Annotated in this window: 22 protein-coding genes and 2 tRNA genes; 16 read left to right on the top strand and 8 right to left on the bottom strand. The window is 46.1% G+C overall.

The annotated features are described in order from the left end of the window. Nucleotides 1–378 precede the first annotated feature (378 nt). Nucleotides 379–714 (top strand): pyrimidine/purine nucleoside phosphorylase, encoded by a 336-nt coding sequence (gene ppnP, locus ACZ5XY_RS05595; RefSeq protein ID WP_201534294.1) that lies wholly within the window; start codon nucleotides 379–381, stop codon nucleotides 712–714. A 146-nt stretch (nucleotides 715–860) separates the two neighbouring features. After that, nucleotides 861–1616 (top strand): 23S rRNA (guanosine(2251)-2'-O)-methyltransferase RlmB, encoded by a 756-nt coding sequence (rlmB, locus tag ACZ5XY_RS05590; RefSeq protein ID WP_464743641.1) that lies wholly within the window; start codon nucleotides 861–863, stop codon nucleotides 1614–1616. 12 nt (nucleotides 1617–1628) lie between these two features. Here the strand turns inward: rlmB and coaE are convergent, their stop codons facing one another. The 4 genes from coaE to pilB form a co-directional block, all read right to left on the bottom strand. Further along, nucleotides 1629–2297 (bottom strand): dephospho-CoA kinase, encoded by a 669-nt coding sequence (gene coaE, locus ACZ5XY_RS05585; protein WP_464743639.1) that lies wholly within the window; start codon nucleotides 2295–2297, stop codon nucleotides 1629–1631. A gap of 30 nt (nucleotides 2298–2327) precedes the next feature. Further along, a complete protein-coding gene (locus ACZ5XY_RS05580; RefSeq protein WP_464743784.1) occupies nucleotides 2328–3227 on the bottom strand; it encodes a prepilin peptidase in 900 nt (299 codons plus the stop codon). Nucleotides 3228–3279: 52 nt separating this feature from the next. After that, a complete protein-coding gene (locus tag ACZ5XY_RS05575; RefSeq protein ID WP_464743637.1) occupies nucleotides 3280–4503 on the bottom strand; it encodes a type II secretion system F family protein in 1224 nt (407 codons plus the stop codon). A 157-nt stretch (nucleotides 4504–4660) separates the two neighbouring features. Beyond that, the gene (pilB, locus tag ACZ5XY_RS05570; RefSeq protein WP_464743635.1) at nucleotides 4661–6370 is read right to left on the bottom strand and encodes a type IV-A pilus assembly ATPase PilB; all 1710 of its coding nucleotides are present in this window, start codon (nucleotides 6368–6370) and stop codon (nucleotides 4661–4663) included. Between the two features lie 386 nt (nucleotides 6371–6756). Between pilB and tpiA the strand changes: the two genes are divergently transcribed. The 13 genes from tpiA (at nucleotide 6757) to rpsO (ending at nucleotide 17043) form a co-directional block, all read left to right on the top strand. Continuing rightward, nucleotides 6757–7557 carry a triose-phosphate isomerase gene (gene tpiA / locus ACZ5XY_RS05565; RefSeq protein ID WP_464743633.1) on the top strand — a complete coding sequence of 267 codons (801 nt, stop codon included), beginning with the start codon at nucleotides 6757–6759 and terminating at the stop codon, nucleotides 7555–7557. Nucleotides 7558–7707: 150 nt separating this feature from the next. Further along, nucleotides 7708–8022, top strand: coding sequence for a preprotein translocase subunit SecG (gene secG / locus ACZ5XY_RS05560; RefSeq protein WP_464743631.1), 315 nt, complete (start codon nucleotides 7708–7710; stop codon nucleotides 8020–8022). A 93-nt stretch (nucleotides 8023–8115) separates the two neighbouring features. After that, nucleotides 8116–8200: transfer RNA gene (locus tag ACZ5XY_RS05555), tRNA-Leu, on the top strand. A 123-nt stretch (nucleotides 8201–8323) separates the two neighbouring features. Continuing rightward, nucleotides 8324–8400, top strand: a tRNA-Met gene (locus ACZ5XY_RS05550). Between the two features lie 255 nt (nucleotides 8401–8655). Next, nucleotides 8656–9156 (top strand): ribosome maturation factor RimP, encoded by a 501-nt coding sequence (gene rimP, locus ACZ5XY_RS05545; RefSeq protein WP_464743629.1) that lies wholly within the window; start codon nucleotides 8656–8658, stop codon nucleotides 9154–9156. Nucleotides 9157–9249: 93 nt separating this feature from the next. After that, entirely contained in the window at nucleotides 9250–10734 is a 1485-nt protein-coding gene (gene nusA / locus ACZ5XY_RS05540; protein WP_464743627.1) for a transcription termination factor NusA, read from the top strand. Nucleotides 10735–10879: 145 nt separating this feature from the next. After that, nucleotides 10880–13615: a translation initiation factor IF-2 gene (infB, locus tag ACZ5XY_RS05535; RefSeq protein WP_464743625.1), complete on the top strand. Its 2736-nt coding sequence runs from the start codon at nucleotides 10880–10882 to the stop codon at nucleotides 13613–13615. 159 nt (nucleotides 13616–13774) lie between these two features. Beyond that, nucleotides 13775–14179 carry a ribosome-binding factor A gene (locus ACZ5XY_RS05530; RefSeq protein WP_464743623.1) on the top strand — a complete coding sequence of 135 codons (405 nt, stop codon included), beginning with the start codon at nucleotides 13775–13777 and terminating at the stop codon, nucleotides 14177–14179. Next, nucleotides 14163–15164: a tRNA pseudouridine(55) synthase TruB gene (gene truB / locus ACZ5XY_RS05525; protein WP_464743782.1), complete on the top strand. Its 1002-nt coding sequence runs from the start codon at nucleotides 14163–14165 to the stop codon at nucleotides 15162–15164. Before ACZ5XY_RS05530 ends, truB begins: the two co-directional genes overlap by 17 nt. Nucleotides 15165–15516: 352 nt before the next feature. Beyond that, nucleotides 15517–16047 (top strand): type 1 glutamine amidotransferase domain-containing protein, encoded by a 531-nt coding sequence (locus ACZ5XY_RS05520; protein ID WP_464743621.1) that lies wholly within the window; start codon nucleotides 15517–15519, stop codon nucleotides 16045–16047. A 55-nt stretch (nucleotides 16048–16102) separates the two neighbouring features. Beyond that, the gene (locus ACZ5XY_RS05515) at nucleotides 16103–16273 is read left to right on the top strand and encodes a hypothetical protein (protein WP_464743619.1); all 171 of its coding nucleotides are present in this window, start codon (nucleotides 16103–16105) and stop codon (nucleotides 16271–16273) included. A gap of 72 nt (nucleotides 16274–16345) precedes the next feature. Next, complete coding sequence (locus ACZ5XY_RS05510; protein WP_464743617.1) at nucleotides 16346–16543, top strand: hypothetical protein; 198 nt, start codon at nucleotides 16346–16348, stop codon at nucleotides 16541–16543. Nucleotides 16544–16773: 230 nt separating this feature from the next. After that, complete coding sequence (gene rpsO, locus ACZ5XY_RS05505; protein WP_201536966.1) at nucleotides 16774–17043, top strand: 30S ribosomal protein S15; 270 nt, start codon at nucleotides 16774–16776, stop codon at nucleotides 17041–17043. 143 nt (nucleotides 17044–17186) lie between these two features. On the opposite strand, the gene ACZ5XY_RS05500 is transcribed toward rpsO, so the two are convergent. Further along, on the bottom strand, nucleotides 17187–17327 hold the full coding sequence (locus ACZ5XY_RS05500) for a hypothetical protein (protein ID WP_464743615.1): 141 nt from the start codon (nucleotides 17325–17327) through the stop codon (nucleotides 17187–17189). 207 nt (nucleotides 17328–17534) lie between these two features. Here ACZ5XY_RS05500 and pnp point away from each other — a divergent pair, with 207 nt between their 5' ends. Further along, nucleotides 17535–19646 (top strand): polyribonucleotide nucleotidyltransferase, encoded by a 2112-nt coding sequence (gene pnp / locus ACZ5XY_RS05495; RefSeq protein WP_464743613.1) that lies wholly within the window; start codon nucleotides 17535–17537, stop codon nucleotides 19644–19646. An 84-nt stretch (nucleotides 19647–19730) separates the two neighbouring features. On the opposite strand, the gene ACZ5XY_RS05490 is transcribed toward pnp, so the two are convergent. From ACZ5XY_RS05490 to ACZ5XY_RS05480, 3 genes are read right to left on the bottom strand one after another with little or no spacing between them, the layout of a single operon-like run. Continuing rightward, the gene (locus tag ACZ5XY_RS05490; protein WP_464743611.1) at nucleotides 19731–20291 is read right to left on the bottom strand and encodes a macro domain-containing protein; all 561 of its coding nucleotides are present in this window, start codon (nucleotides 20289–20291) and stop codon (nucleotides 19731–19733) included. Nucleotides 20292–20351: 60 nt separating this feature from the next. Continuing rightward, complete coding sequence (locus ACZ5XY_RS05485) at nucleotides 20352–20585, bottom strand: YheV family putative metal-binding protein (RefSeq protein ID WP_464743609.1); 234 nt, start codon at nucleotides 20583–20585, stop codon at nucleotides 20352–20354. Continuing rightward, nucleotides 20585–22768 (bottom strand): M3 family metallopeptidase, encoded by a 2184-nt coding sequence (locus tag ACZ5XY_RS05480; RefSeq protein WP_464743607.1) that lies wholly within the window; start codon nucleotides 22766–22768, stop codon nucleotides 20585–20587. The genes ACZ5XY_RS05485 and ACZ5XY_RS05480 overlap by 1 nt, the downstream gene beginning before the upstream one ends. Nucleotides 22769–22819 lie beyond the last annotated feature (51 nt).

Below are 22819 nucleotides of genomic sequence, written 5' to 3'. Positions count from 1 at the left end.
CATTATGATGACCAAGCTTGATAATTACAATTGCCATAACTTAAAATTACGCCCAATTTGGCGCAGTAGCCTCATGATTATTATAAAAATTTGTGATAAATTGGCTTTCCCAGAAGGGTAGTGATGGGGACTGAATTTTTTGTAGTGCGTCTTTATCTTTTTAGATTCAAACTGATGGTAACAAACTTTTTAGAAATAATGTGGTAGCATAATCTCACTAAATCCAAACGATTAGCGCAAGCCTTTTGCTCACAGCACGATTTTAGCACAAAGCTTTGCCCCATTAAGACACGAATTAAACCAAAATAACGGCAAATTTTAGTTGTTTAATCAGTCACTTATTTATCTTATAAATCGTTATTAATAAGGAAGTACCTTATGTCAGTGACCCAATATAACAATGTGACCATCAATGTTGAGGCGAGCATCTCTTATGATGGTCGCTGCACCAGCCACACCATTTTGTTTGAGGATGGTCGCCACAAGACCATTGGCATCATTTTGCCTTGTGACGATACGGTTGACAGCTACAAATTTAGCACCAACACTTCTGAAAAAATCGAAATCATCAGCGGCGACTGCGAAGTGATGGTCGAGGGCGAAGAAGATTTTGCCTATTATGGCAGCGGTCACTCGTTTTTTGTGCAAGGTGACAGCAGCTTTCAAATCAAAACCGACACCATCGTTCAATATATTTGCCATTTAGAAGGCTGATAAAACAGAAGGCTGATAAAAAAGCCGGTAAACAAAGGGCGATTCAGCAAAAGGCGGATAGGGTAACTATTGCCTTTTTTATTGGCTGTTTTTAATTAACTGTTTTTTACTTAGCTGTATTGCTAATTAATACTATTAGGACTTGTATGGCAAAGCCTTGTTATTTTTATGGCATTCACGCCATTGACGCCTTATTGCAGCAGCGACCGCTTGATGCCCTAAGCTTGTTTGTTCAGCCGGCTCGTGACAATGACGCTCAGGTAGCGGCGATTATGGCAGCCGCCAAAGCAAACGGCATCAGCATCCAAACCGCGCAAAAGGACAAATTGACTCAGCTTTGCGGCAGCCCGCAGCATCAAGGGGTGGTACTGCATGCGCGGCCGCTGAATTTTGCTGATGAAAGCGTTGTTGATAATATCGTTCAAAACCCAAGCTGTTTGCTGCTTGTCTTAGACCAAATTACCGATGCTCATAATTTAGGCGCTTGTTTGCGAACGGCGGTGGCGATGGGTGTTGATGCGGTCATTTGCCCCAAACATCATGCCGCAAGTCTAACCCCAACGGTTGCCAAAGTTGCGGTTGGCGCGGCGGAACTTATTCCGGTTGTCAGCGTCACCAATTTGGCAAGAACGCTTGGGCAAATTAAGCAAGCCGGCGTGTTTGTCTTTGGAACGGCGCTTGATGACACCGCAAAGCCGATATTTGACGTTGATTTTAGCGGAAAAGTTGCGCTGATTATGGGGTCTGAGGGCGAGGGGATGCGTCAGCTTACCATCAAGAACTGCGATGAGCTGGTTTATATCCCGATGAGTGGCAATCAGTTTGGTAACTTACAAAGCTTAAACGTCAGCGTTGCCACCGGAATGGCGCTTTACGAGATTAACCGCCAACGCCAAGCTTGATAACATTTTAAACTAAAAAAGCTTTGCCTGCTGCAAATACAATTCATGCAGCGGCGCAAGCTTGTCATAAAACGCCGTTAAATCGCCATCATTGACCACCACATCATCGGCATGGCGGTTGCGCTCCTCGCGGCTTAACTGGTTTGCCATAATGGCTTTGATGCGGCTGACACTTTGGGCATCGCGGCGGCTTGCACGCTCAAGCTGAACCGTTTCACTGGCATCAATTACCAAAATGCGCTGACATAAATTGGCAAGTCCAGCTTCCGCGCCTTCAATTAACAGCGGCGCGGATAAAATCACATACTCTGAGGTGCTTTGAGCAAGTTTTGCTTTGGCAGCTTCGCGGATTGCCGGATGGGTGATGGCCTCAAGTTCCATCAAGGCGTCCGGCGAGCTGAACACCAAGTTGCGAACCGCAGCGCGGTCCATCTCGCCGTTGTCTTGAATCACCCAATCGCCAAATTTGCGCTGCAATTTTTTAAGCGTTTTACTGCCTTTTGCCATTACCTCATGGGCGATGACATCGGCGTCAATAATATCAATGTTTTGCTTAGCGAACCACTGCGTTGCTGCTGATTTTCCGCTGCCGATGCCGCCCGTTAGCCCGACGACCAATCGTGGTCGGTTTTGGGAAGTAAGAGTTGCTTCTGAGCTTGCTATAAAACTGTGTTGAGACATAACATTGACTTAATTGATTAAAAAATTGGTTTAGGCGTACATTCCCAAATACCATGAGATAATGTCGCTACCATATAATAAGGCAATGATACCGGCAATGGCAATATAAGGTCCAAAAGCAAACGGTCGGCTCTCGCCTGCTTTTTTCATTAAAATAATACCGACAATCGCCCCCAAAAAGGAGGACAATAAAATAATCAGCGGTAGCATCATAGGACCAAGCCAAGCACCAAGAACCGCCAACAGCTTAAAATCGCCTTGACCCATGCCATGCTTTTTGGTCAATAAATAAAAGATTTTGACCACCACCCAAAGTGATAAAAACCCAAGAACCAAGCCCCAAATCGCCTCGGTCGGCGAGACAAAAATATGCTTGGCATTGACCAATAGCCCAAGCCCTGCTAAAGGAAAGGTAATTTTATCAGGAAGCAGCTGAGTATCAAAATCAATTCCGGTCAGCGCAATCAAGCCCCAAACCAAAACCAGCGCGGCTGCGCCTGCGAGCGTCACCCCAAAATGATAAATGACTAGTACCGATAAAATCGCCGTGACCACTTCAACGATAGGGTAGCGAATGCTAATCGGCGATTTACACCCCGAACAGCGACCGCGAAGTAAAAGCCAGCTGATCAGCGGAATATTTTCATAAAAGCGGATGCCGTGATGGCAATTTGGGCAGGTTGATGCCGGTGTGCTTAGCGTCATCGGCGAATCGGTAGCAATAATTGCCGCGATGGCTCCAGAATGCGCTTTGGGAATGTCCGGCTCATGGCTTAAAAACGTGCTGCATTCCGCCCGCCACTCACGAACCATCATCAGCGGCAAGCGGTGAATGACCACATTTAAAAAACTACCCACGCAAAGCCCTAAAATACCAAAAGTAATTAAGGCAAGCGCCAAATTGTCTTGCAATAACGCGATAAACGACATCAATATTGTTTCCGTTAATAGGGTTCCATTTTGTTTTTTAAGCAAAAGCGCGTTAGCCAACCACCGAGCCCATTTGGAAAATCGGCAGATACATCGCAATGACCAAGCCGCCCACAAGAACGCCCAAAATCGCCATAATCATCGGCTCCATCAGGCTCGTCAAACCATCAACCGCGTTATCGACTTCGTTTTCGTAATACACCGCCACTTTATCGAGCATTTCCTCCAAGCTTCCGGCTTCCTCGCCGATGCCGACCATCTGAATTGCCATACTGGGAAATAAATTGGTGGCACGCATGGAAAATTGTAGCTGCTGACCTGTGGCGATGTCATTTTTAATTTGCTGAGTGGCATTATAAAACACCACGTTATTGGTCGCCCCTGCGGTTGAATCAAGGGCATCAATCAAAGGCACACCGGCCGCAAATGTCGTTGACAGCGTCCGCGCAAAGCGGGCAATCACCGCTTGATAAGCAATGTTGCCAAAAATCGGTGCTTTTAAGGTCGCTCGGTCCAGCATATCGCGAAACTTTTTGCTGCGTTTTTTACCTTCAGAAAAACCAATCACCGCGCCGCCGATGACAATAATCAGCACAAACCACCACGACTGCATCCACTCCGACATGCCAACGACCATTTGGGTAAAGGCCGGCAATTCTGCCCCAAAGGACTCAAACAAATCGGCAAATACCGGAACGACTTTAACCAGCAAAATGATGGTGACAATAATTGCCACGACAATAACCGCAATCGGGTATTTGAGCGCTTTTTTGATTTTGGCTTTTAACAGCTCACTTTTTTCTTTGTAGGTGGCAACGCGCTCAAGCATGGTTTCAAGCGCCCCTGATTGCTCACCGGAATCCACCAGCGAGCAAAACAGGTCATCAAAATAGCGCGGATGCTTGCGCAGGGCTGAGGCAAAGGTGCCGCCAGCTTCAATATCAGCTTTAATTTGTAGCACCAACTCTTTCATTGCCGGATTATCAAGGGAGTCCGCGACAATTTCAAACGATTGCGTTAAAGGTACGCCCGCTTTCATCATGGTGGCAAGCTGCCGCGAAAAAATGGCAATATCCACCGGTTTGATGCTTTTTTTAAAATTAAGAAGCGGTTTGGGTTTTTTCTTAATGGTTTTTACCGTGATGCCTTGCTTGCGCAAAGTTGCTTTAGCAAACTCCAAACTGCGACCGGTAGTTTCCCCTTTAACCCTTTGACCGCGCTTGTTGACCCCATCATAGACAAAATCAAGCAGCATGTCGGTTTTTGCTTTTGCCATGTCAAATCCTTATCATCAATTAAGCATGAGTAATTAAAATAATGTTTCAATTAAGTTCAAAGCTTAACGGTTAATCAGGCTTAAGCTTTACATAACTACTATAGTAGCGCAATATTACCTTAAAAAATTAAATTTTTGCCTAATATTGTTGATTTATTTACTCTGAGGTGACCCGCATCATTTCTTGAATACTGGTGACCCCCTCAAGCACCTTTAAGATTCCTGAGCGGCGCAAATCGCGAAAGCCATTTTTAAGGGCAGCATCTTTAATGTCAATAGCGTTGCCATCTTCCATAATAATCCGCGAAATGTCCGGCGTCACTTTCATCACTTCATAAATCCCCACCCGACCTTTGTAGCCCTCACGGCACTCGCTACAACCCACCGGCTCGTAAATCACCTTGCTTGAATCGTCTAAATCGGCATCGGTAAAGCCAATCTCAAGCAAGCTTTTGCGCGGCACGTTGACCGGTTTTTTGCAAAGTTTACAAAGCCGTCGGGCAAGGCGCTGAGCAATCACAAGGTTAACAGACGTTGCAATATTAAACGACGCCACCCCCATGTTGCGAAGCCGCGTTAAGGTTTCCGGCGCCGAGTTGGTATGCAAGGTGGAAAGTACCATGTGACCGGTTTGCGCCGCTTTAATGGCAATCTCAGCGGTTTCTAAGTCTCGAATCTCACCAACCATCACAATATCAGGGTCTTGGCGCAAAAAGGATTTGAGCGCATTGGCAAAGGTTAAGCCAACTTTTGGGTTAACGTTGACCTGATTGATGCCCTCAAGGTTAATTTCAACGGGGTCTTCAGCGGTTGAAATGTTGGTGGCGCCGGTATTTAGAATGTTAATTCCGGTATAAAGCGACACCGTTTTACCTGAACCTGTCGGGCCGGTAATTAGCAGCATGCCTTGCGGCTTGTGCAGCGCTTCCATAAACATGTCTTTTTGGTCGGGCTCGTAACCTAAGGCATCAATCCCAAGCATCGCTGAGGAGGGGTCAAGAATACGCAGGACGATTTTTTCACCAAAAAGGGTCGGCAAGGAGTTTACCCGAAAGTCGATGGCTTTGTTTTTGGAAATTTTTAATTTAATACGACCATCTTGCGGAACTCGGCGCTCAGAGATGTCCATTTGCGACATCACCTTTAAGCGCGCGGCAATTTTGCCGGCAAGCTGAACCGGTGGGCTTGCCACTTGCTGCATGACGCCATCAACGCGAAAGCGGACGCGGTAGGTTTTTTCATAAGGCTCAAAATGCAAATCCGACGCGCCCATGCGAATGGCATCAAGGAGCATTTTATTCACAAACTTGACCACCGGCGCTTCATCAACACCGTCATTAATCGCCGTTTCGCCGTCATCAACCACCTCCTCGCCAAACCCCGCGTCCAAATCACTGTCGGCAAAGCTGCTAAAGTTTTGCATAGTATCGGCAAAAATAGCATCGATTTTTGCCCGCAGCTTGTCTTCTTCAACAACCACGGTTTCCACCGACAGTCGCGAGTTAAAAGCAATCGCGTCAATGGCATCAATTTTTGTGGGGTCGCTTAATGCCAAAAACAGCCGCTGACCGCGTTTAAAAATCGGCAGGGCGTTAAACTTGCGAACGATTTTTTCATCGACCAAGTCTTTTGGGATGACTTCATTATTGATGGTATTTAAATCAAATAAAGGGTCGCCAAAGGCTTTTGACAGCAGGGTTGCCAGCTCAAGCGCTGCTGCCATTTTGTTGTCAACCAAATACGGAATCAGCCCTGATTGCTGCTGAGCGGCATCTGCTTGCGCTCGGCGCATGTTGTCCTCGGTGACCACACCTTCATTGACCAATTGTAGCGCAAGCCCCCCAAGCGGGGTTTTGGTGGTTGCCATGTTGCTCTCCTTTTTTCGAGCAGAAATTCAAATAAATTACAATACAGTTTTTAATTAGGATTAAATTTTAAGTTTTTTAAGAAGCGTGATAGTAAAAGTTAGGCAAAATAAAAGCGGCTGTTGACGCCAATAACAGGGATAACGCGGTCACTTTATCAGTCATAAGTCTAAATTTCTTGCAAAAATCGTGACAACAGTGCCTTATATCCAGCCGCAATGACCCATTGACCTCAATTTTAAGTGTATGAAACTACAGCCAAAAAATAAAGCCTTTTTCAGGCATTGCGGCACGTTGGACTATAGCCTGAATTAAATCTTTGCTATACTGGCGGGCAATTTTGCCGTCTTGGCGCTTTATTTTGACAATTAATAAAAGGTAGATGACCATGCAAGCTGTAATTGGCAACTGGAAACAAAATCCGGCAACCTCAACCGATGTGACCGCGCTTCTTGATGCCTTGCTTGACACCATCGCTTGCGATGACACCCTCAATCCTGAGGTATCGAACTGCCAAATCATGGTTGCCCCAAGCTGCATTCATCTCTACCAAGCTGCCGATAAGCTTAAAAGCTCGCCCATTTTGTGCGCCGCCCAAGACATCAGCGCGCATAGCTCAACGACTGGCGCGTTTACGGGCGATTGCTCAGCGACGCAAATCAAAGACTCAGGGGCAAGCTTTTGTATTTTAGGGCACTCCGAGCGCCGCCAATACCATCAAGAATCCAATGCCATGCTTTTAAATAAAATGCAGCACGCGATGAACAAAGACTTGGGCGTCATTTTTTGTATTGGGGAGCACGAAGCCGAGCACAAAGATGGGCAAACGCTTGCCGTGTTAGAAAATCAGCTCAGCGTCGTTCAAGAGCTGCTACAACATGACCCTGAGTTGACAAAAAAGCTCACCGAAAAGCTGATCATTGCTTATGAGCCGGTTTGGGCAATTGGTACCGGAAAAGTGCCTACGGTTGCTGAGGTCACCCAAATTCATGAGCACATCAAGCAAACCTTAAGCCGTTTTGACCCGCGCTTAGCTGAGTTAAGCGTGCTTTATGGGGGCAGTGTTAATGCCGATAACGCTGTCGATTTTGCCAAAAGCGAGATGATTGATGGCGCGTTGGTTGGCGGCGCGTCATTAAAAGCCGACAGCTTTTTGGCAATCGTTCGGGCGTTTGGTCAGCGCGCTTAAACCATGACGTCAAAATTGCCCTAAGGTTGCTTTTTTATAAGCCCCTTTAATTTTGACCTTGCAATCAGGTACAATGCGCCTACTTATTTTTATTGCAACGCCGCGCAAGCTTTCATTGGCAATTAAGCGTCAGGCTGCAACGAGGTTACCATGTTTACATTTATCTTAGCCTTGCACATCATCGTGGCAATTGCCATGATTGGACTGATTTTGATTCAGCATGGCAAGGGCGCGGACGCAGGGGCATCTTTTGGCGCAGGGTCGTCAGGAACGGTCTTTGGCGCAGCCGGTTCTGCCAACTTTTTAACGCGAGCGACCGCGATTTTGACGGCTATCTTTTTTATTACCAGTTTGACGCTTGCCGTTCACGCCAGAAAACAAGCAGAAGACCAGTTCCGCTTAGATGGTCCAAGCGCTCCTGCAACCGCGCCACAAAACCCAAGACCGTTGAATCAAAATCCTTAACCTTAATCAGGCAGTCTTGATAATAAGCGCTTGCTATTTTGAGCAAGACGTCTTACAATGCCAACCTACTTTTTGGCAGTGATGCTAAAGATTGCGATTGTGGTGGAATTGGTAGACACGCTATCTTGAGGGGGTAGTGGCGCAAGCTGTGGGGGTTCAAGTCCCCCCAATCGCACCAATGATTGCTTTAGACAATCATCAAAACGCATAGTATGGCTTAGGTTTTTGAGCTTAGATGATTTATTTAAAATAATCATTGACAGAATATAAAAAACCATTTATAGTATGCATTCTAAATTGTTGCGGGGTGGAGCAGTCTGGTAGCTCGTCGGGCTCATAACCCGAAGGTCGTTGGTTCAAATCCAGCCCCCGCTACCACTTTTATACTGATTGTTGTACGCAATATTGTCAGTTGCGAGAAACCCACCATTATGTTTGTGGGTTTTTTTGTATCTGAAACTTAAGTGTTGCCGCAGTATCTTGTCTAATATGCTAAGCTTTATGCCCATAAAGACCGACGCGTCAGCAAAGCTTGACGATATCAGCGGTCTGTTGTCTAAAAAATATTTTGGCGGCAAGGTGGGAAATGATGCTCACGCCGCAATGCTGTGAATAGGAAGCGATCAAGACACCATGAAACTTTCGACCAAAGTTGCTGAATTAACCCAAATTATCGCGCCGGCTGTCGCGGCTTGTGATGTGGCGCTGTGGGGCGTTGAGTTTGCGCCGCAAGGTCGCAGATCCTTACTGCGCATTTATATCGAATGCTTGCCTGAGGACAAAGCCGCCGGCAAACACGTCACCATCGAGGACTGTGCGGCAGTTAACCATCAAGTCAGTGGCGTTCTTGAGGTTCATGACCCGATTGCAGGAGAATATATTCTTGAAGTGTCCTCTCCAGGTTTTGATCGCTCATTTTTTTCTGATGATCAATTGCAAGAGTATATCGGTGAGACCATTAGCCTACGCTTGATTCAAGCGATTGGCACAGGTGATCAAAAGCGCCGCAAAGTGACGGGTGTTTTAAATAGCATCAATGAAGCAAGTTTAAACTTGACCACAAGCGACAACATGACGTTTGATATTTTATTAACCAATATAGATAAAGCCAATTTGGTTTTTGATGAGCTGTAATCAATATCGCGGCTACTCTTAAGCCTTAAGCCCAAAATTTGTAATGATGTGGGGTAAAAGATGCCCAATCAAAAAGGTAAGGATAACTAAAGCATGAGTCGTGAAATTTTAACGGTGGTTGAAACCGTCAGTAATGAAAAAGGCTTAAATCCTGAAGACATCTTTGAGGCGATTGAAGACGCTTTGGTGGTTTCGACCAAAAAAAAGGTCTATACCGACCAGCCTGAAGTTGCCATTCGTGTGGCGATTGATCGTGCTACCGGCGATTATGATACTTATCGTTATTGGACGGTGGTTGCTGATGAAGACCATGAAATGCCAGCGTGTCAGCTTGCCATTAGTGACCTTGATCCTAATGAATGGGCAATTGGCGATGTCAAAGAAGAGCAAATTGAATCGATTGAGTTTGGTCGAATTGCCGCCACCCAAGCCAAGCAAGTGATCATTCAAAAAATCCGTGAAGCTGAGCGCGCTTTGGTTGCTGATGCGTTTGAACCACGCGTTGGCGAGATGATGTACGGCGAGGTCAAAAAACAAACTCGCGATGGCTACATCATTGATTTAGGTGACAATGCCGAAGGCTATTTGGCGCGAGATCAGATGCTGCCACGTGAGCAATTGCGCGTAAAATCGAGAATCAACGCCATCTTATACCACGTCAATCGTGACAATCGCGGCGCCCAGTTATTGTTATCAAGAACGCATCCTGAAATGCTGTCCGCCCTCATGCAAAAAGAAGTTCCTGAAATTGCGGAAGAAGTTATCGAAATCCGTAACGTGGCGCGACTTCCGGGGACGCGGGCAAAAGTGTCGGTAAAAACCAATGACAACCGCATCGATCCGGTTGGCGCTTGTATCGGAATGCGCGGCACCAGAATCCAAGCGGTTCAGCAAGAGCTGGATGGCGAGCGCATTGATGTGGTGGTTTGGTCAGATGATCCGGCGCAGTATATTATCAGTGCGCTAGAGCCTGCTGACGTCAGCAGTATTATTCTTGATGAAGATGCGAAAACCGCGGATATTATTTTTAGTACCAATGATCAGTTGGCGCGCGCCATTGGCTCGCAAGGTCAAAACGTGCGTTTGGCATCTGAGCTTACCGGTTATAAGCTGAACATGATGCTTGAGTCTGAATACCAAGCTCAGCAAGAAAACGAAACCAAAGCCTTTATTAACTTATTTTATGACCGCTTGGAGGTGGATCAAGATTTGGCGCAAGCATTGGTTGATGTGGGCTTTACCAGCATCGAAGAGATTGCTTACGTTCCGGTTGAGACGTTTTATGACATCGAAGGTCTTGACGATGACGCCATTGACATGATTCAAGAGCGCGCCAAAGAAGTGGTCATCGCGGATGAGTTGGTTAAGCAACAAAATATGAAAGAGCCGAGCCAAGAGCTGCAAGACTTAGAAGGTATGACCGTGAGTCTTGCTTATAAATTGGCGCAAAAAGACATCATTACCCTTGATGATTTGGCAGAGCAAGCCGTCTTTGACTTAGAAGATATCGAAGGTTTGGACAGCGAAACCGCAGGTCAACTCATTATGAAAGCTCGGGAATCTTGGTTCAATGAGTAGGCGTTAGCCGCATACCACTGTCTTTTGGTGGTATGCTATCGTTAATTTGACTGAGCAATCATAAAAAGCTGGGTCAGCGCGCAATCACTTGTGACCAACAACTGAATTGAACACATAGCAAACAATAGACAGTAGGTGATAATCAATGGCAGATAAAACCGTCAAAGAATTGGCAGAAATGGTTGGCAAAACCGCAAGCGCGCTGAAAAAGCAGCTTGTCGATGCCGGACTGCCTGCTCGCGGGGAGGATGACTTAGTCACCGAACTTGAGCAAGAAAAATTAGTAACGTATCTTAAACAAAGTCACGGTCAGCAAGAAAAGCGCCGAATTAGCCTAAAATCTAAAACGACCAGCACCGCTCGCGTGACCGGATCTTCTGGAAAATCAAAAAGCGTCAATGTTGAAGTTCGTAAGAAAAAAGTTTTTGAAAAGCCAGATCCTGAAAAAATGGCGCAAGAGCTTGCTGCCCGCGAAAAAGCCATGGCAGAAGCCCAAGAGCGCGCGATAAAAGAGGCGGAAGAAAAAGCAGCTGCCAAAAAGCAAGCTGAAGAGCGGCAAGCAGCAACGCTTGCTGCCATGCGCGCAAGCTTTGGCGGTGGTAAAAGCAGCACTGGCAAAAGTGATGAGCCATTAACTTCATCGGTGGTGGTTAAAAAAGGCAGTAAAGCGGCTATCGACATCAAAGCCAAAGAAAAAGAGAAAGAAAAGAAAAAAGCGGTCGCACCTAAACCTAAAGTTGAAACGGAAGCTGAGCGTAAAGCCCGAGCTGCTCGCGAAGCTGAAGAAGAGCGCTTGCGTCAACTGGAAGCGGAAAACCGCCGCATTCAAGCGGAAGAAGCTCAAAAGCGCACCCTTGAGCAAATGCGTAAAATGGCAGGAAAGTACACTGATCGCGAGCCTGTTACTGAAGTTCGCCGTGATGAGCCATTAGCCGAAGGTTTAGTTGGCGCGGCACTTGAAGAGTCGTTTGAAAAAGAGCGCCGCGAAATCAAACGCGGAGCAAGCACCGCTCCTGCTCGCGGTCGCCGCCGTAAAAACCAAGAAGAACGCGAAATGAAAAACCGTAAAAACGGTTTACGCTCCGCGCAAGCGGCTCAGCATAAGTTTGAAATGCCGGTTGAAAAAATCGTCCATGATGTTGAAATTGGCGAGCAAATCGTCGTTTCTGATCTTGCGCAAAAAATGGCCATCAAAGTCCGTGAAGTCATTAAGCTGTTGATGAAAATGGGCGAAATGGTTCGCGAATCTGACACCATCGACCAAGCAACGGCAAGCCTTATTGTTGAAGAAATGGGTCACAACCCTATTTTGGTCAGCGACACCAAAGTTGAAGACGAGCTTCACGAAGACGTCGATGAGCGCAGCAGCAACGTTCAGGCAAGACCGCCGGTAGTCACCATCATGGGTCACGTTGACCACGGTAAAACCTCGCTTCTTGACAAAATCCGAACCACTAAAGTTGCCACCGGCGAGGCGGGCGGCATCACTCAGCATATCGGTGCTTATCATGTCACCACCGATCGCGGCGTGATTACCTTCCTTGATACCCCAGGTCACGCGGCGTTTAGCGCCATGCGATCGCGCGGCGCTCAAGCGACGGACATCGTCGTGCTTGTTGTGGCAGCTGACGACGGTATGATGCCACAAACTGAAGAGGCGATTGACCACGCTCGCGCGGCCGGAACGCCATTGATTGTGGCCATTAACAAAATGGATAAGCCATCAGCCGACCCTGATCGCGTGTTAAATGAGCTGACCACCAAAGGCGTGGTCACCGAAGAGTGGGGCGGCGATACGCCAGTTGCTAAAATTTCAGCAAAAACCGGTCAAGGTATCGACGAGCTGCTTGAATTTATCAGCATTCAAGCTGAATTGATGGAACTTGAAGCGCCACTCGATGGGGCTGCTCAAGGCGTGGTCATTGAGTCCAAACTTGAAAAAGGTCGCGGCGCGGTGGTGAGCGTCTTGGTCAAAAAAGGCACGCTCAAGCAAGGTGACTTGGTACTGGCAGGCGAGCATTACGGTAAAGTTCGCGCCATGACTGATGAAAATGGTCAACGCATCAAATCGGCAGGACCGTCAATTCCTGTTGAGATTTTAGGACTTCCGGAAACGCCAGCAGCGGGCAGCGAGTTCTTAGTGGTCACCGACGAGAAAAAAGCGCGTGAAGTTGCCGACTTTAGAACCAACCGTGAGCGTGAGCAGCAGCTTGAGCGCCAAAACAAAATGCGCCTTGAAAATATGTTTGAGCAAATGGGTCAAGGCGACGTGTCGTTCTTAAACATCGTACTTAAAACCGATGTTCGTGGTTCATTAGAAGCGCTGCTTGCCGCCTTAAATGAGCTGTCAACCGATGAAGTAAAAGTTCGCGTAATCAGCTCAGGTGTCGGTCCTATTTCTGAATCGGACGTGACCCTTGCCGAATCAAGCGAAGCGGTACTATTAGGCTTTAACGTTCGAGCCGATGCAGCAGCGCGTAAAAAAGCAGACGCGGCAAACCTTGATATCCGCTACTACAGCGTCATTTACGGCTTAATTGATGATGTTAAAGCGGCAATGAGTGGTATGCTTGCGCCCGAGCACCGCGAAAAAATCTTGGGCATTGCTGAAGTTCGCGACGTGTTCCGCTCAAGTAAATTTGGCGCGGCAGCTGGCTGTATGGTGGTTGAAGGCACGATTTATCGCAACAAACCGATTCGCGTTTTACGTGATGACCAAGTCATTTTTACCGGTCAATTGCAATCTTTGCGCCGCTTTAAAGACGACGTGAATGAAGTTCGTACCGGAATGGAATGTGGTCTTGCGGTTCGCGGTTATGACGTTGAAGTCGGCGATAAAATCGAAGTCTTTGAAATCCAAGAAGTCGAGCGCACCATTTAATTGCGGTTCGGCTACAATAGGCAATCGCCTTAATTTGCCGAAAAAAGGTCTATCAGGATAATTCTGTTAGACCTTTTTTTAACTATAAAAATTTAATTGTTTAATCGATAATCAAGTTTTTATTCAAAAACTTGTTGATAACCACACTAGGACATTTTTATGAACCAACGCTTACAGCGCTTAGCAGACCAAATTCAGCGTGAGCTTGCCGTGTTAATCCGTGATGAAGTCAACGACCCAAGACTGACCGGCTTTGTGACCATTTCAAGCGTTAAAGTCAGTCCCGATTTAGGTTACGCCGACATTTATGTCACCATCATGGAGCCTGAAATGAACGACGCGATGACTAAACATAGCCATGAGCAAAGTCTGCAAGTGCTCAATAAAGCTGCCGGATTTTTGCGCTCAGCGCTCAGCCACAGCTTAAAGACGCGAACCACGCCAAGACTGCGCTTTCATTACGATGAGGTCACCGCTCGCGGCAATTATATGATGGCGCTTATCAACCAAGCGGTCAGCAAAACTGAGCAAAACGAAGCTGATAATGATGAGAGCAAGCCATAATATGAGCGCGTCAACCGCCAATCCGGCAAAGAATAAAGTCGCTAAAAAAAAGGTGTCAGGCGTTATCTTAATCGATAAGCCCATCGGCATGACCTCGCAGCAGGTGGTCTCTAAGGTCAAGTATTTGCTGAAAGCTGAGGGGTTTGACAGTAAAAAAGCCGGTCACACCGGAACGCTTGACCCAATGGCGACAGGACTTTTGCCAATTTGCCTTGGGGAGGCAACCAAATTTAGCCACTATCAACTAGATGCCGATAAAACCTATCAAGCCACGGTTTTGCTTGGCAGTCAAACCGATACCGGTGATGCTGAGGGTCAAATCATTGCCACCCAAAGCTTCCCTAAAATCACTGAGGATGACCTTGCCCAAGTTCGCTTGCAATTCTTAGGCGAGCAATTGCAAATACCGCCCATGTATTCGGCGCTGAAAAAAGACGGCAAAAAGCTTTATGAGCTTGCCCGTCAAGGGATTGAAATTGACCGTCCGGCGCGGTCTATTACCATTAAACAGCTTGAATTGGTTCAAATTGCGCCTAATCAACTGCAAATCACCGTCACTTGTAGCAAAGGCACTTACGTTCGCGTTTTGGGTGAGGATATTGCCAAAGCGCTTGGAACGCTTGGGCACTTAACTGAACTTCGCCGCTTGCGCGTCGGTAAATTTGATGTCCACCAAGCGCTAACGCTACCTGATTTTGAAGCGCTAAACCATAGCGAGCGACTGGCGCGATTACTGCCGATTGATGCTTGCATTGACCTTGACGCTACCCTTGTACTGTCGCCTGAGCAGTGCGCGCGAATTCAAATGGGTCAGCGCCTCAATGTCAAAGCGCAAATCACTGCGGATATTGCAGCACTGATTGAAGATAGCGGTCAAGACCTGACCGATATTAAACTGGTGACGACCGCCGATACGTTTTTAGGGCTAGGAGCAATTGAAATGAACGGCAGATTGCAACCTAAAAAACTGATTAACTTCGAATAACTAAAGCAACCAAAGTAACTAAAATAACCGAGATTTATCTTTACGATGTAATGACATAAATCACACTTCGCTACATTTTATTGCAGGGTTCACCTATAGTGACCCCTGCTTTTTTTATACTATTTTTACTGCGGGTCAAAAATAATACTGAGAACCAATAATAATATAAAACGCTGACTGGCAAATTTAAAAAAATAAAAAAAGAATATAATAAAAAAAATAAGATGATTATCTAAATATTTATAATAATAAATTAAGAGATAATAATTAAAAAAATAAAAAAAACTATAAGTTAAAAATAATGATAAAAATTTAGGATAACCACTAATTTTAATGAATAAAAAGAGGTCTTATGAAAACGATTGTATTTTTACTTCATAATAACTTTGAACAAGCTGAATATGAAGAGGTGAATAATCAGCTCAAAGACAAAGGTTATAAGACGGTGCTGATAACGACCAACGACGATAAAAACGTTCAAGGTCGTCATCACGATGTCGAAAAAGGCGACAGTTTTACTGCTGATTTATTTGCTAAAGATGCCAGCCCAAATGATTATGATGCCTTAGTTTTGCCGGGTGGTACGGTTAATGCGGACAACCTTCGCGGTAACAAAGACGCTCAGCAACTGATTAAAGCATTTAACGACAGCAAAAAACCCCTTGCCGCGATTTGCCATGCACCTTGGGCACTAATTAACACCGGAATCGCTAAAGGTAAAACCTTAACGGCTTATCAGTCGCTGCAAACGGACTTAGAAAACGCCGGCGCCACCTTCGTTGACAAAACCGTTCAAGTTGATGGTCATCTGATTACCTCACGAAATCCTGATGATATTGCAAACTTTGTCAATGCGATTGATGACATGCTAAAAAACAGTTAAATAAACTGTATTTTGAAACTTCAAAAAATAACTGATAATAAAAGGAACAATAATTATGTCAAATCCGAATCCAAACAATACCGAACTTGAGCAGCAAAAATCTAAATCAGAAGTGTCCTCTTTAAAAAATCAAGCTGAGGGTAATTATGAGAACAACCATAAAACTAATGACCAAGCCGCTGATGGCATTGAAAGTAACCTTGAACAAGCTCAAGATAAGCAGTAAATTCATCAGTATTGCCCCTAAAAAGACCGAAGTTGCTAACTTAGTCAATGAATTAACAATATTGAGGTCAATATGGATACTAAAAAAAGCGATTTAGACCGCGAAGAGACAACCATTAAAGACTTAGCAGAAGACATCAAGCCGGCTCAAGATGGTTTGCCAGACAGTCTTGCTGAAGCGACCACTGTGCCTTTACAAGGTGATGAGCTTGGCAAAAATGCAGCTGGCGCTGGCAACCCAAATGCGCAAACTAAAGAAAATGATTTGTAATCGAAGCCCATCTATTTGCTATTTTGAATAAAAAACTGCTGTTGGTTCAGCAGTTTTTTGTTATAATCTAGCGCTTGACTCAATAGCCTTGAGTTCATTTATTTTTTGGTTTTTATTCTTTGATAATGGCGGCACTGGTTCGACTCTAGTAATGCAGGGTCGATCTGAATGTCACCTTATTGATTATTTTTACAGGTATCATCTTGATATCTTTAGCATTGCCGGAGACTATTATGCTAACCAATACCGATCGCCAACAAATTATTGCTCAATATCAGCGCGGCGAAAATGACACTGGATCTCCTGAAGTTCAAGTGGCTTTGTTAAGCGCTCGTATCAACGATTTGCAAGACCACTTTAAAGAACACAAAGCGGACCACCACAGCCGCCGCGGTTTGATCAGAATGGTTAATCAGCGCCGCAAATTGCTTGACTACTTAAAGCGTAAAGATTTGGGTCGTTATACCACGATCATCAGCCAATTAGGATTACGCCGCTAATTTGCCAACTCGCTTTGGTATCAACAGCTATTCTGGCGATGCTGATATCAGGCAATAAGGTAGCGTTAACTTTTGGTGCTAAAAAACGGTGTGAGGTGTCACGCCGTTTTTTTTGTGCCAACAGGTTATTTGTAATTTATTGGTCATAGCGACCAAATCTCTGTAAAATAAACGCGCGAATCGTAGTTTAAGTTATATAATTGCTGATTGCCCTTTAATAGTTTGGCAAAATCGCCATCTATGATGCCTTGGGTTTTATGATGAATAATTAGGGCAAAATCCATAACCTCAGCTGATAATTGCCGTAGCCCGTTATCTAGCTGTGATCGCAATTGCTATGATTGGAAAGTAACGCTACTTTAGCGTGATTAAGTGATAAAAAATTAAGAGTCAAAGTCGTTATAAAATCAAACGCTTGATTCCCCCTTTTTATAAGTGATAGCGCCAAAAGAGCCGCTATTCTTATCGTCAATAATTATTAGGACATATTTATGACAAATTCTTCGATGTTTCAAACCGTGACGCGTGAGTTTCAATACGGTGATCAAAAAGTCGTGCTAGAGACGGGTCGAATTGCCCGCCAAGCGTATTCAGTGATGGTTCATATGGGTGGCGTTTCGGTACTTGTGGCAGCAGTAGTCAAGGCAGATGCCAAAGAAGATCAAAACTTTTTCCCATTGACCGTGAACTACCAAGAAAAAATGTACGCGGCAGGTAAAATCCCCGGCGCTTATGGCAAACGTGAAGGTCGCGCCAGCGAATTTGAAACGCTCACCTCGCGCCTGATTGACCGCCCAATCCGACCATTGTTCCCCGAAGGCTACGTGAACGAAATCCAAATTACCGCAACGGTCATGTCGTCTGACAAAACCCATCATGCCGATATCGCCGCCATGATTGGCGCGTCAGCCGCGCTTGCCATTTCAGATGCGCCATTTAATGGCCCTATTGGGGCGGCGCGAGTCGGCTTTATCAATGGCGAGTACGTCTTAAACCCAAGCCTTGCTCAGTTAGAAGAAAGCGATTTGGATTTGGTCGTTGCCGGAACCAAATCTGCGGTATTGATGGTTGAATCTGAAGCTCGTGAGTTGTCAGAAGATCAAATGCTTGGCGCGGTGCTTTATGGTCACGAGCAGCAGCAAATCGTCATTGACCAAATCATCTCCTTTGCTGAAGAGGCAGGCGTTGCCAAGCAAAACTTTAGCGCCCCTGAGCAAAACCAAGAGTTGGTTGGTCAAATGAAGTTGCAATTTGGCGATCAAGTTGCCGAAGCTTATACCATCACCAACAAGCAAGAGCGCTACGCCAAGCTTGATGAAATCAAAGATGCTATGATTGCGGCGCTTGCCGGTGACAGTGAAGCTGAAGGCTATGCCGATATCGTAAGCGAGCTTAAAGAGCTTTATAGTGAGTTAAAATACCGCACCGTTCGTGACAATATTTTATCTGGAAAGCCGCGAATCGACGGCCGCGATTTAGAAACCGTTCGCGCCCTTGATATTCAAGTGGGCGTGTTGCCATACACTCATGGCTCAGCGCTATTTACCCGCGGTGAAACTCAAGCCTTAGTCACCACAACGCTTGGCAACAGCCGTGATGTCAACTTGATTGACTCTTTAGCTGGTACCATCCGCGACCATTTCATGCTGCATTATAACTTCCCGCAGTTCTCTGTTGGCGAAACGGGTCGTGAGGGTGCGCCCAAACGCCGCGAAATCGGTCATGGTCGTCTGGCTCGCCGCGGCGTTCAAGCGATGCTTCCTGACAGCGAGCGCTTCCCGTACGTCATCCGCGTAGTTTCAGAAATCACCGAATCAAACGGCTCATCGTCAATGGCCTCCGTTTGCGGCGCAAGCCTTGCCTTGATGGACGCTGGCGTACCCATGAAAGCGCCGGTTGCTGGAATCGCCATGGGACTGGTTAAAGAAGGCGAGCGTTTTGCCGTATTGTCGGACATTTTGGGCGATGAAGACCACCTAGGCGATATGGACTTTAAAGTTGCCGGTTCAAAAGATGGTATTACCGCGCTGCAAATGGACATTAAAATCGAAGGCATCACCGCCGACATCATGGAGCAAGCGCTAAAGCAAGCTCATGCTGGTCGAATCCATATCTTAAACGCCATGAATGAAGTGTTGGCATCAAGCCGAACTGAAATCAATGCTCATGCGCCAAACTACGCGGTCATTGAAATCAATCCTGAAAAAATCCGTGACGTTATCGGTAAAGGCGGCGCAACCATCCGTCAATTGACCGAAGACACGGGCGCGGTGATCGACATTGATGACGCTGGAACGATTCGCATTTTTGGTGAAAATAAAGCCGCAACCAAAGCCGCGATTGGTCAAATCGAAGCGCTAACGGCAGAAGTTGAAGTTGGCAAAACCTACGAAGGTACGGTAGCGCGAATCGTTGACTTTGGCGCGTTTGTCAACATTTTGCCAAATACCGATGGCTTAGTTCACATCTCGCAAATTGCCGAAGAGCGCGTTGAAAACGTTTCTGACTACCTAAAAGAAGGTCAATCGGTTAAAGTTTTGGTTCAAGATGTCGATAACCGTGGTCGCATTAAGCTTACCATGAAAGGTCTTGAGCAAAACTAATTTTTGATAATCATTTTAATAATAAAAAAACCGCCTAACTTTAGGCGGTTTTTTTGGCAAAAAATTTAAGATTAAACTTTAAGATTAACCCGTAATCGCGATACTTTTTGGCAAATGCAGCACCGATTGCAGTTTTGGAAGTTTAGAAAGTTCTTCTTTAAGCAGTGGCAAGGTGGTATCTTGCCAATCAAGCGGCAATCTTGGCGCGCTGTTGTTTTCAAACGGCGCTTCATTGGTAAAAATCAGCGGTCTTGTGAGCAGCGCTAATTTTCGGATACCGTCATATCGAATCAGCGGTAACAGCTGCTGCTGCAATTCCGTCATAGCATCTGTTAGCCACTCCGAGCGCGGCGGATGATAAGGATGATCAGATACCACCAAATTAGCGATAAATCGCGGCTGATTGCCATTGGAGCTTGCGCTAAGTCCTGACGATTCAAGCTTGCGTTTATAAAGCAGGCAGCTTCCCGCTTTAAGCTCGCCGTTTCGGCAAGCCCTGCGATAGCGCTTATAATTGTCTGGATAAAGCGATTGCGATTTGACCAATACCGAATCCAACAACAATCCGGCGCTGTTGACCGGCAACACCAAGACTTGCGCGTTGCTGATTAAAATGGGGTCATGGGTCAGCTGAACTTGGCTCATGGCAGTACGGTCATCCTATTTTTTATTTAACTTGTTTTCAATGACTTAAAAAGGTAAAAGCTAGGGCTTAAATTTAACCACCCCTTGCGTTCCTAAATTATCGGTTAAGCTTTGCAAGATTGCGCTATCAGGCTCAGGTCGGCGCTCGCGATGACCGCAATTTGTGCACTCGATAAATTCATCAGGATTGGGCTCAAAAATTTGCACCTGAACCACGGCATCCATCGTTTGGCACTTTGGGCAGCGAACGCCAGCTAAAAACTGACGCTTAAGATTTTTAGATTGATAGCGCATCAGCTTGCCTTCGTATCGTTTGCGGCGTTGTTGGCGTCATTGTCAGCATCAACCGCAAAGCCGCTATGCCGAAGTAGCGCGTCAATACTGGCAGGTCTGCCGCGAAAGTTTTCAAAGTTGGTTTTGGCAGGATGGCTGCCACCGACCGCTAAAATGCTTTCGCGAAAGGCGTTTCCCGTTGCCGGATTAAAAATCCCTTCTTCTTCAAATTTGCTAAACGCGTCCGCCGATAACAATTCTGCCCATTTATACGAATAATACCCTGCCGCATAGCCGCCGGCAAAAATATGGCTAAAACCATTGGCAAAGCGGTTGTAATCGGGCGTTGGCAAAATAGCAATGTCAGTACGGACTTGGTTGAGCGTGGCTAAAATGCCGTCGTAATCTAAACCTTGAGCATCGGCATGAATCGACAAATCAAACAGTGCAAACTCAATTTGGCGCAGCGTTTGCAAACCGCTTTGGAAGTTTTTGGCGGCAAGTAGCGCCTCTAACTTATCTTTTGGTAGCGGCTCGCCCGTTTTGACATGACCGCTAATGAGCGCAATGCCCTTGGCATCCCAAGCCCAATTTTCCATAAACTGACTTGGCAACTCCACCGCATCCCACTCAACGCCATTGACCCCTGCGACATCGCCAACGCTCACTTGCGTCAACAAATGATGCAGGCCATGACCGAACTCGTGGAATAAGGTGGTTACCTCATCATGGGTCAATAGGCTTGGCTTGCCATCAAGCGGCGGCGTAAAGTTGGCAACCATAAAGCAAACGGGAAGTTGGCTGTAGCTGTCCGCCAACTCATAGCGCGATTGAAAGCCACTCATCCAAGCCCCGCCGCGCTTGTTATTTCGGGCAAATAAGTCAAAATAAAAGCCGCCAATCAAGCTGTCATCGACATCATAAAGCTCATAAAACATCGCTTCATCATGCCAACGTGATACCTTTGATGCCGCATCTTTTGGCTGAACGCGAATACCATATAAGCGCTGAACGATGTTAAATAAGCCGTCAATCACTTTTGGCAATGGAAAATAAGGTCGGATGTCCTCTTGCGATAAGCTAAAGCTGACTTGCTTCACTTTTTCTGCCAAATACGCTGTATCCCAAGGCTGAATATCGTCAATGCCAAATTTAGTAGCGCAGTCTTGCAGTTTTGCCAAATCAGCGGTTGCCGCTGGCGTTGCTTTGGTCGCTAAATTGCGCAAAAACGATTCAACCTCGGCAACGCTTTCTGCCATTTTGGTGGAAAGGGATAACGTCGCATAGTTGTCAAAGCCCAAAAGCTTTGCCTTTTGCGCTCGCAATTTTAAAATATCGCTCATGATGGGCGCGTTATTGAGCGACTCACCTTTGGCATTTTTATGAGCATCAAACTCCGAGGCTCGGGTCACGTAAGCATAATAAAGCGATTCGCGAAGCTTGCGATTGTCCGCGTGGGTCATCACCGCAAGATAAACCGGAATGTTCAGCGTTGCTACGTAGTAAGGCGTTGGCAAATTATCAATATCTGTCTGCGTGAGTAAGCCAGTTGCAAGGGCGTTTTGCTTAAAAGTTTCGCCGGCATCCGCAAGCAGCGCCAAACCACTTTCAGGGATGCCGGCAAGTTCATCATCGCTAAGCGGTCGCGAAAACGCTTGGGTCGCATCCAAAATATGGTCAGAAAAGGTTGCCGACAGCTGCGACAATTGACGCTGAATATCGGCAAATTTTTCTTGGTCGTCTTTTGCCAATGCCACCCCCGACAGCTCGAAGCTTTGAATGGCAAGGGTAATTGCCCGCGCTCGCGCCTTATCCAAAGTTGCAAAAAATTCTTTGTTCGCTGCTACTTTTTGGTAGCGATAAAATAGCGGCTTTGATTGACCAACGCGCGTCCCAAACGCTGACAGCAGCGGCAATACCTCATGATGGGTTTGGCGAATGGTGTCATTGCTCATTACGCTGTTAAGGTGCGACAAAATACCCCAAGCGCGATCAAGGGTGATATTTAAATGGTCAAAGGCAATAATATCCTCAAGCGCCGCTTTGGCACTCATGTCGTCAGCACTATGTAGTTTGTCTAAAAAGCCCATCGCCGCATCAATTGCAATTTCAATATCCGCTTTTAATTGCTCAGGCGTCACTTGGTTAAAATCAACCAAATGCAAATTGGTATCAGCTTGGTTCGTTGAGGCAGTCGCAGTCATACAAATCCTAAATAAGTTTTAATGGTCAGCGTATTATAAATGTTGGAAATG

It is taken from the genome of Psychrobacter sp. GTC18467 (genome assembly GCF_055397455.1).
Note: the sequence above shows the minus strand (reverse complement) of the source record. Positions and strands in the feature narration are given on the sequence as shown.

Coding starts and splice junctions, on each gene's coding strand:
- ACZ5XY_RS05480 (WP_464743607.1), bottom strand. CDS start 22,768: ATGACTGCGACTGCCTCAACGAACCAAGCTGATACCAATTTGCATTTG.
- nusA (WP_464743627.1), top strand. CDS start 9,250: ATGAGTCGTGAAATTTTAACGGTGGTTGAAACCGTCAGTAATGAAAAA.
- coaE (WP_464743639.1), bottom strand. CDS start 2,297: ATGTCTCAACACAGTTTTATAGCAAGCTCAGAAGCAACTCTTACTTCC.
- ACZ5XY_RS05485 (WP_464743609.1), bottom strand. CDS start 20,585: ATGCGCTATCAATCTAAAAATCTTAAGCGTCAGTTTTTAGCTGGCGTT.
- tpiA (WP_464743633.1), top strand. CDS start 6,757: ATGCAAGCTGTAATTGGCAACTGGAAACAAAATCCGGCAACCTCAACC.
- pnp (WP_464743613.1), top strand. CDS start 17,535: ATGACAAATTCTTCGATGTTTCAAACCGTGACGCGTGAGTTTCAATAC.
- ACZ5XY_RS05530 (WP_464743623.1), top strand. CDS start 13,775: ATGAACCAACGCTTACAGCGCTTAGCAGACCAAATTCAGCGTGAGCTT.
- pilB (WP_464743635.1), bottom strand. CDS start 6,370: ATGGCAACCACCAAAACCCCGCTTGGGGGGCTTGCGCTACAATTGGTC.
- secG (WP_464743631.1), top strand. CDS start 7,708: ATGTTTACATTTATCTTAGCCTTGCACATCATCGTGGCAATTGCCATG.
- infB (WP_464743625.1), top strand. CDS start 10,880: ATGGCAGATAAAACCGTCAAAGAATTGGCAGAAATGGTTGGCAAAACC.
- truB (WP_464743782.1), top strand. CDS start 14,163: ATGAGAGCAAGCCATAATATGAGCGCGTCAACCGCCAATCCGGCAAAG.
- ACZ5XY_RS05575 (WP_464743637.1), bottom strand. CDS start 4,503: ATGGCAAAAGCAAAAACCGACATGCTGCTTGATTTTGTCTATGATGGG.
- ACZ5XY_RS05500 (WP_464743615.1), bottom strand. CDS start 17,327: ATGGATTTTGCCCTAATTATTCATCATAAAACCCAAGGCATCATAGAT.
- rlmB (WP_464743641.1), top strand. CDS start 861: ATGGCAAAGCCTTGTTATTTTTATGGCATTCACGCCATTGACGCCTTA.
- ACZ5XY_RS05515 (WP_464743619.1), top strand. CDS start 16,103: ATGTCAAATCCGAATCCAAACAATACCGAACTTGAGCAGCAAAAATCT.
- rimP (WP_464743629.1), top strand. CDS start 8,656: ATGAAACTTTCGACCAAAGTTGCTGAATTAACCCAAATTATCGCGCCG.
- ACZ5XY_RS05510 (WP_464743617.1), top strand. CDS start 16,346: ATGGATACTAAAAAAAGCGATTTAGACCGCGAAGAGACAACCATTAAA.
- ppnP (WP_201534294.1), top strand. CDS start 379: ATGTCAGTGACCCAATATAACAATGTGACCATCAATGTTGAGGCGAGC.
- ACZ5XY_RS05580 (WP_464743784.1), bottom strand. CDS start 3,227: ATGTCGTTTATCGCGTTATTGCAAGACAATTTGGCGCTTGCCTTAATT.
- ACZ5XY_RS05490 (WP_464743611.1), bottom strand. CDS start 20,291: ATGAGCCAAGTTCAGCTGACCCATGACCCCATTTTAATCAGCAACGCG.
- ACZ5XY_RS05520 (WP_464743621.1), top strand. CDS start 15,517: ATGAAAACGATTGTATTTTTACTTCATAATAACTTTGAACAAGCTGAA.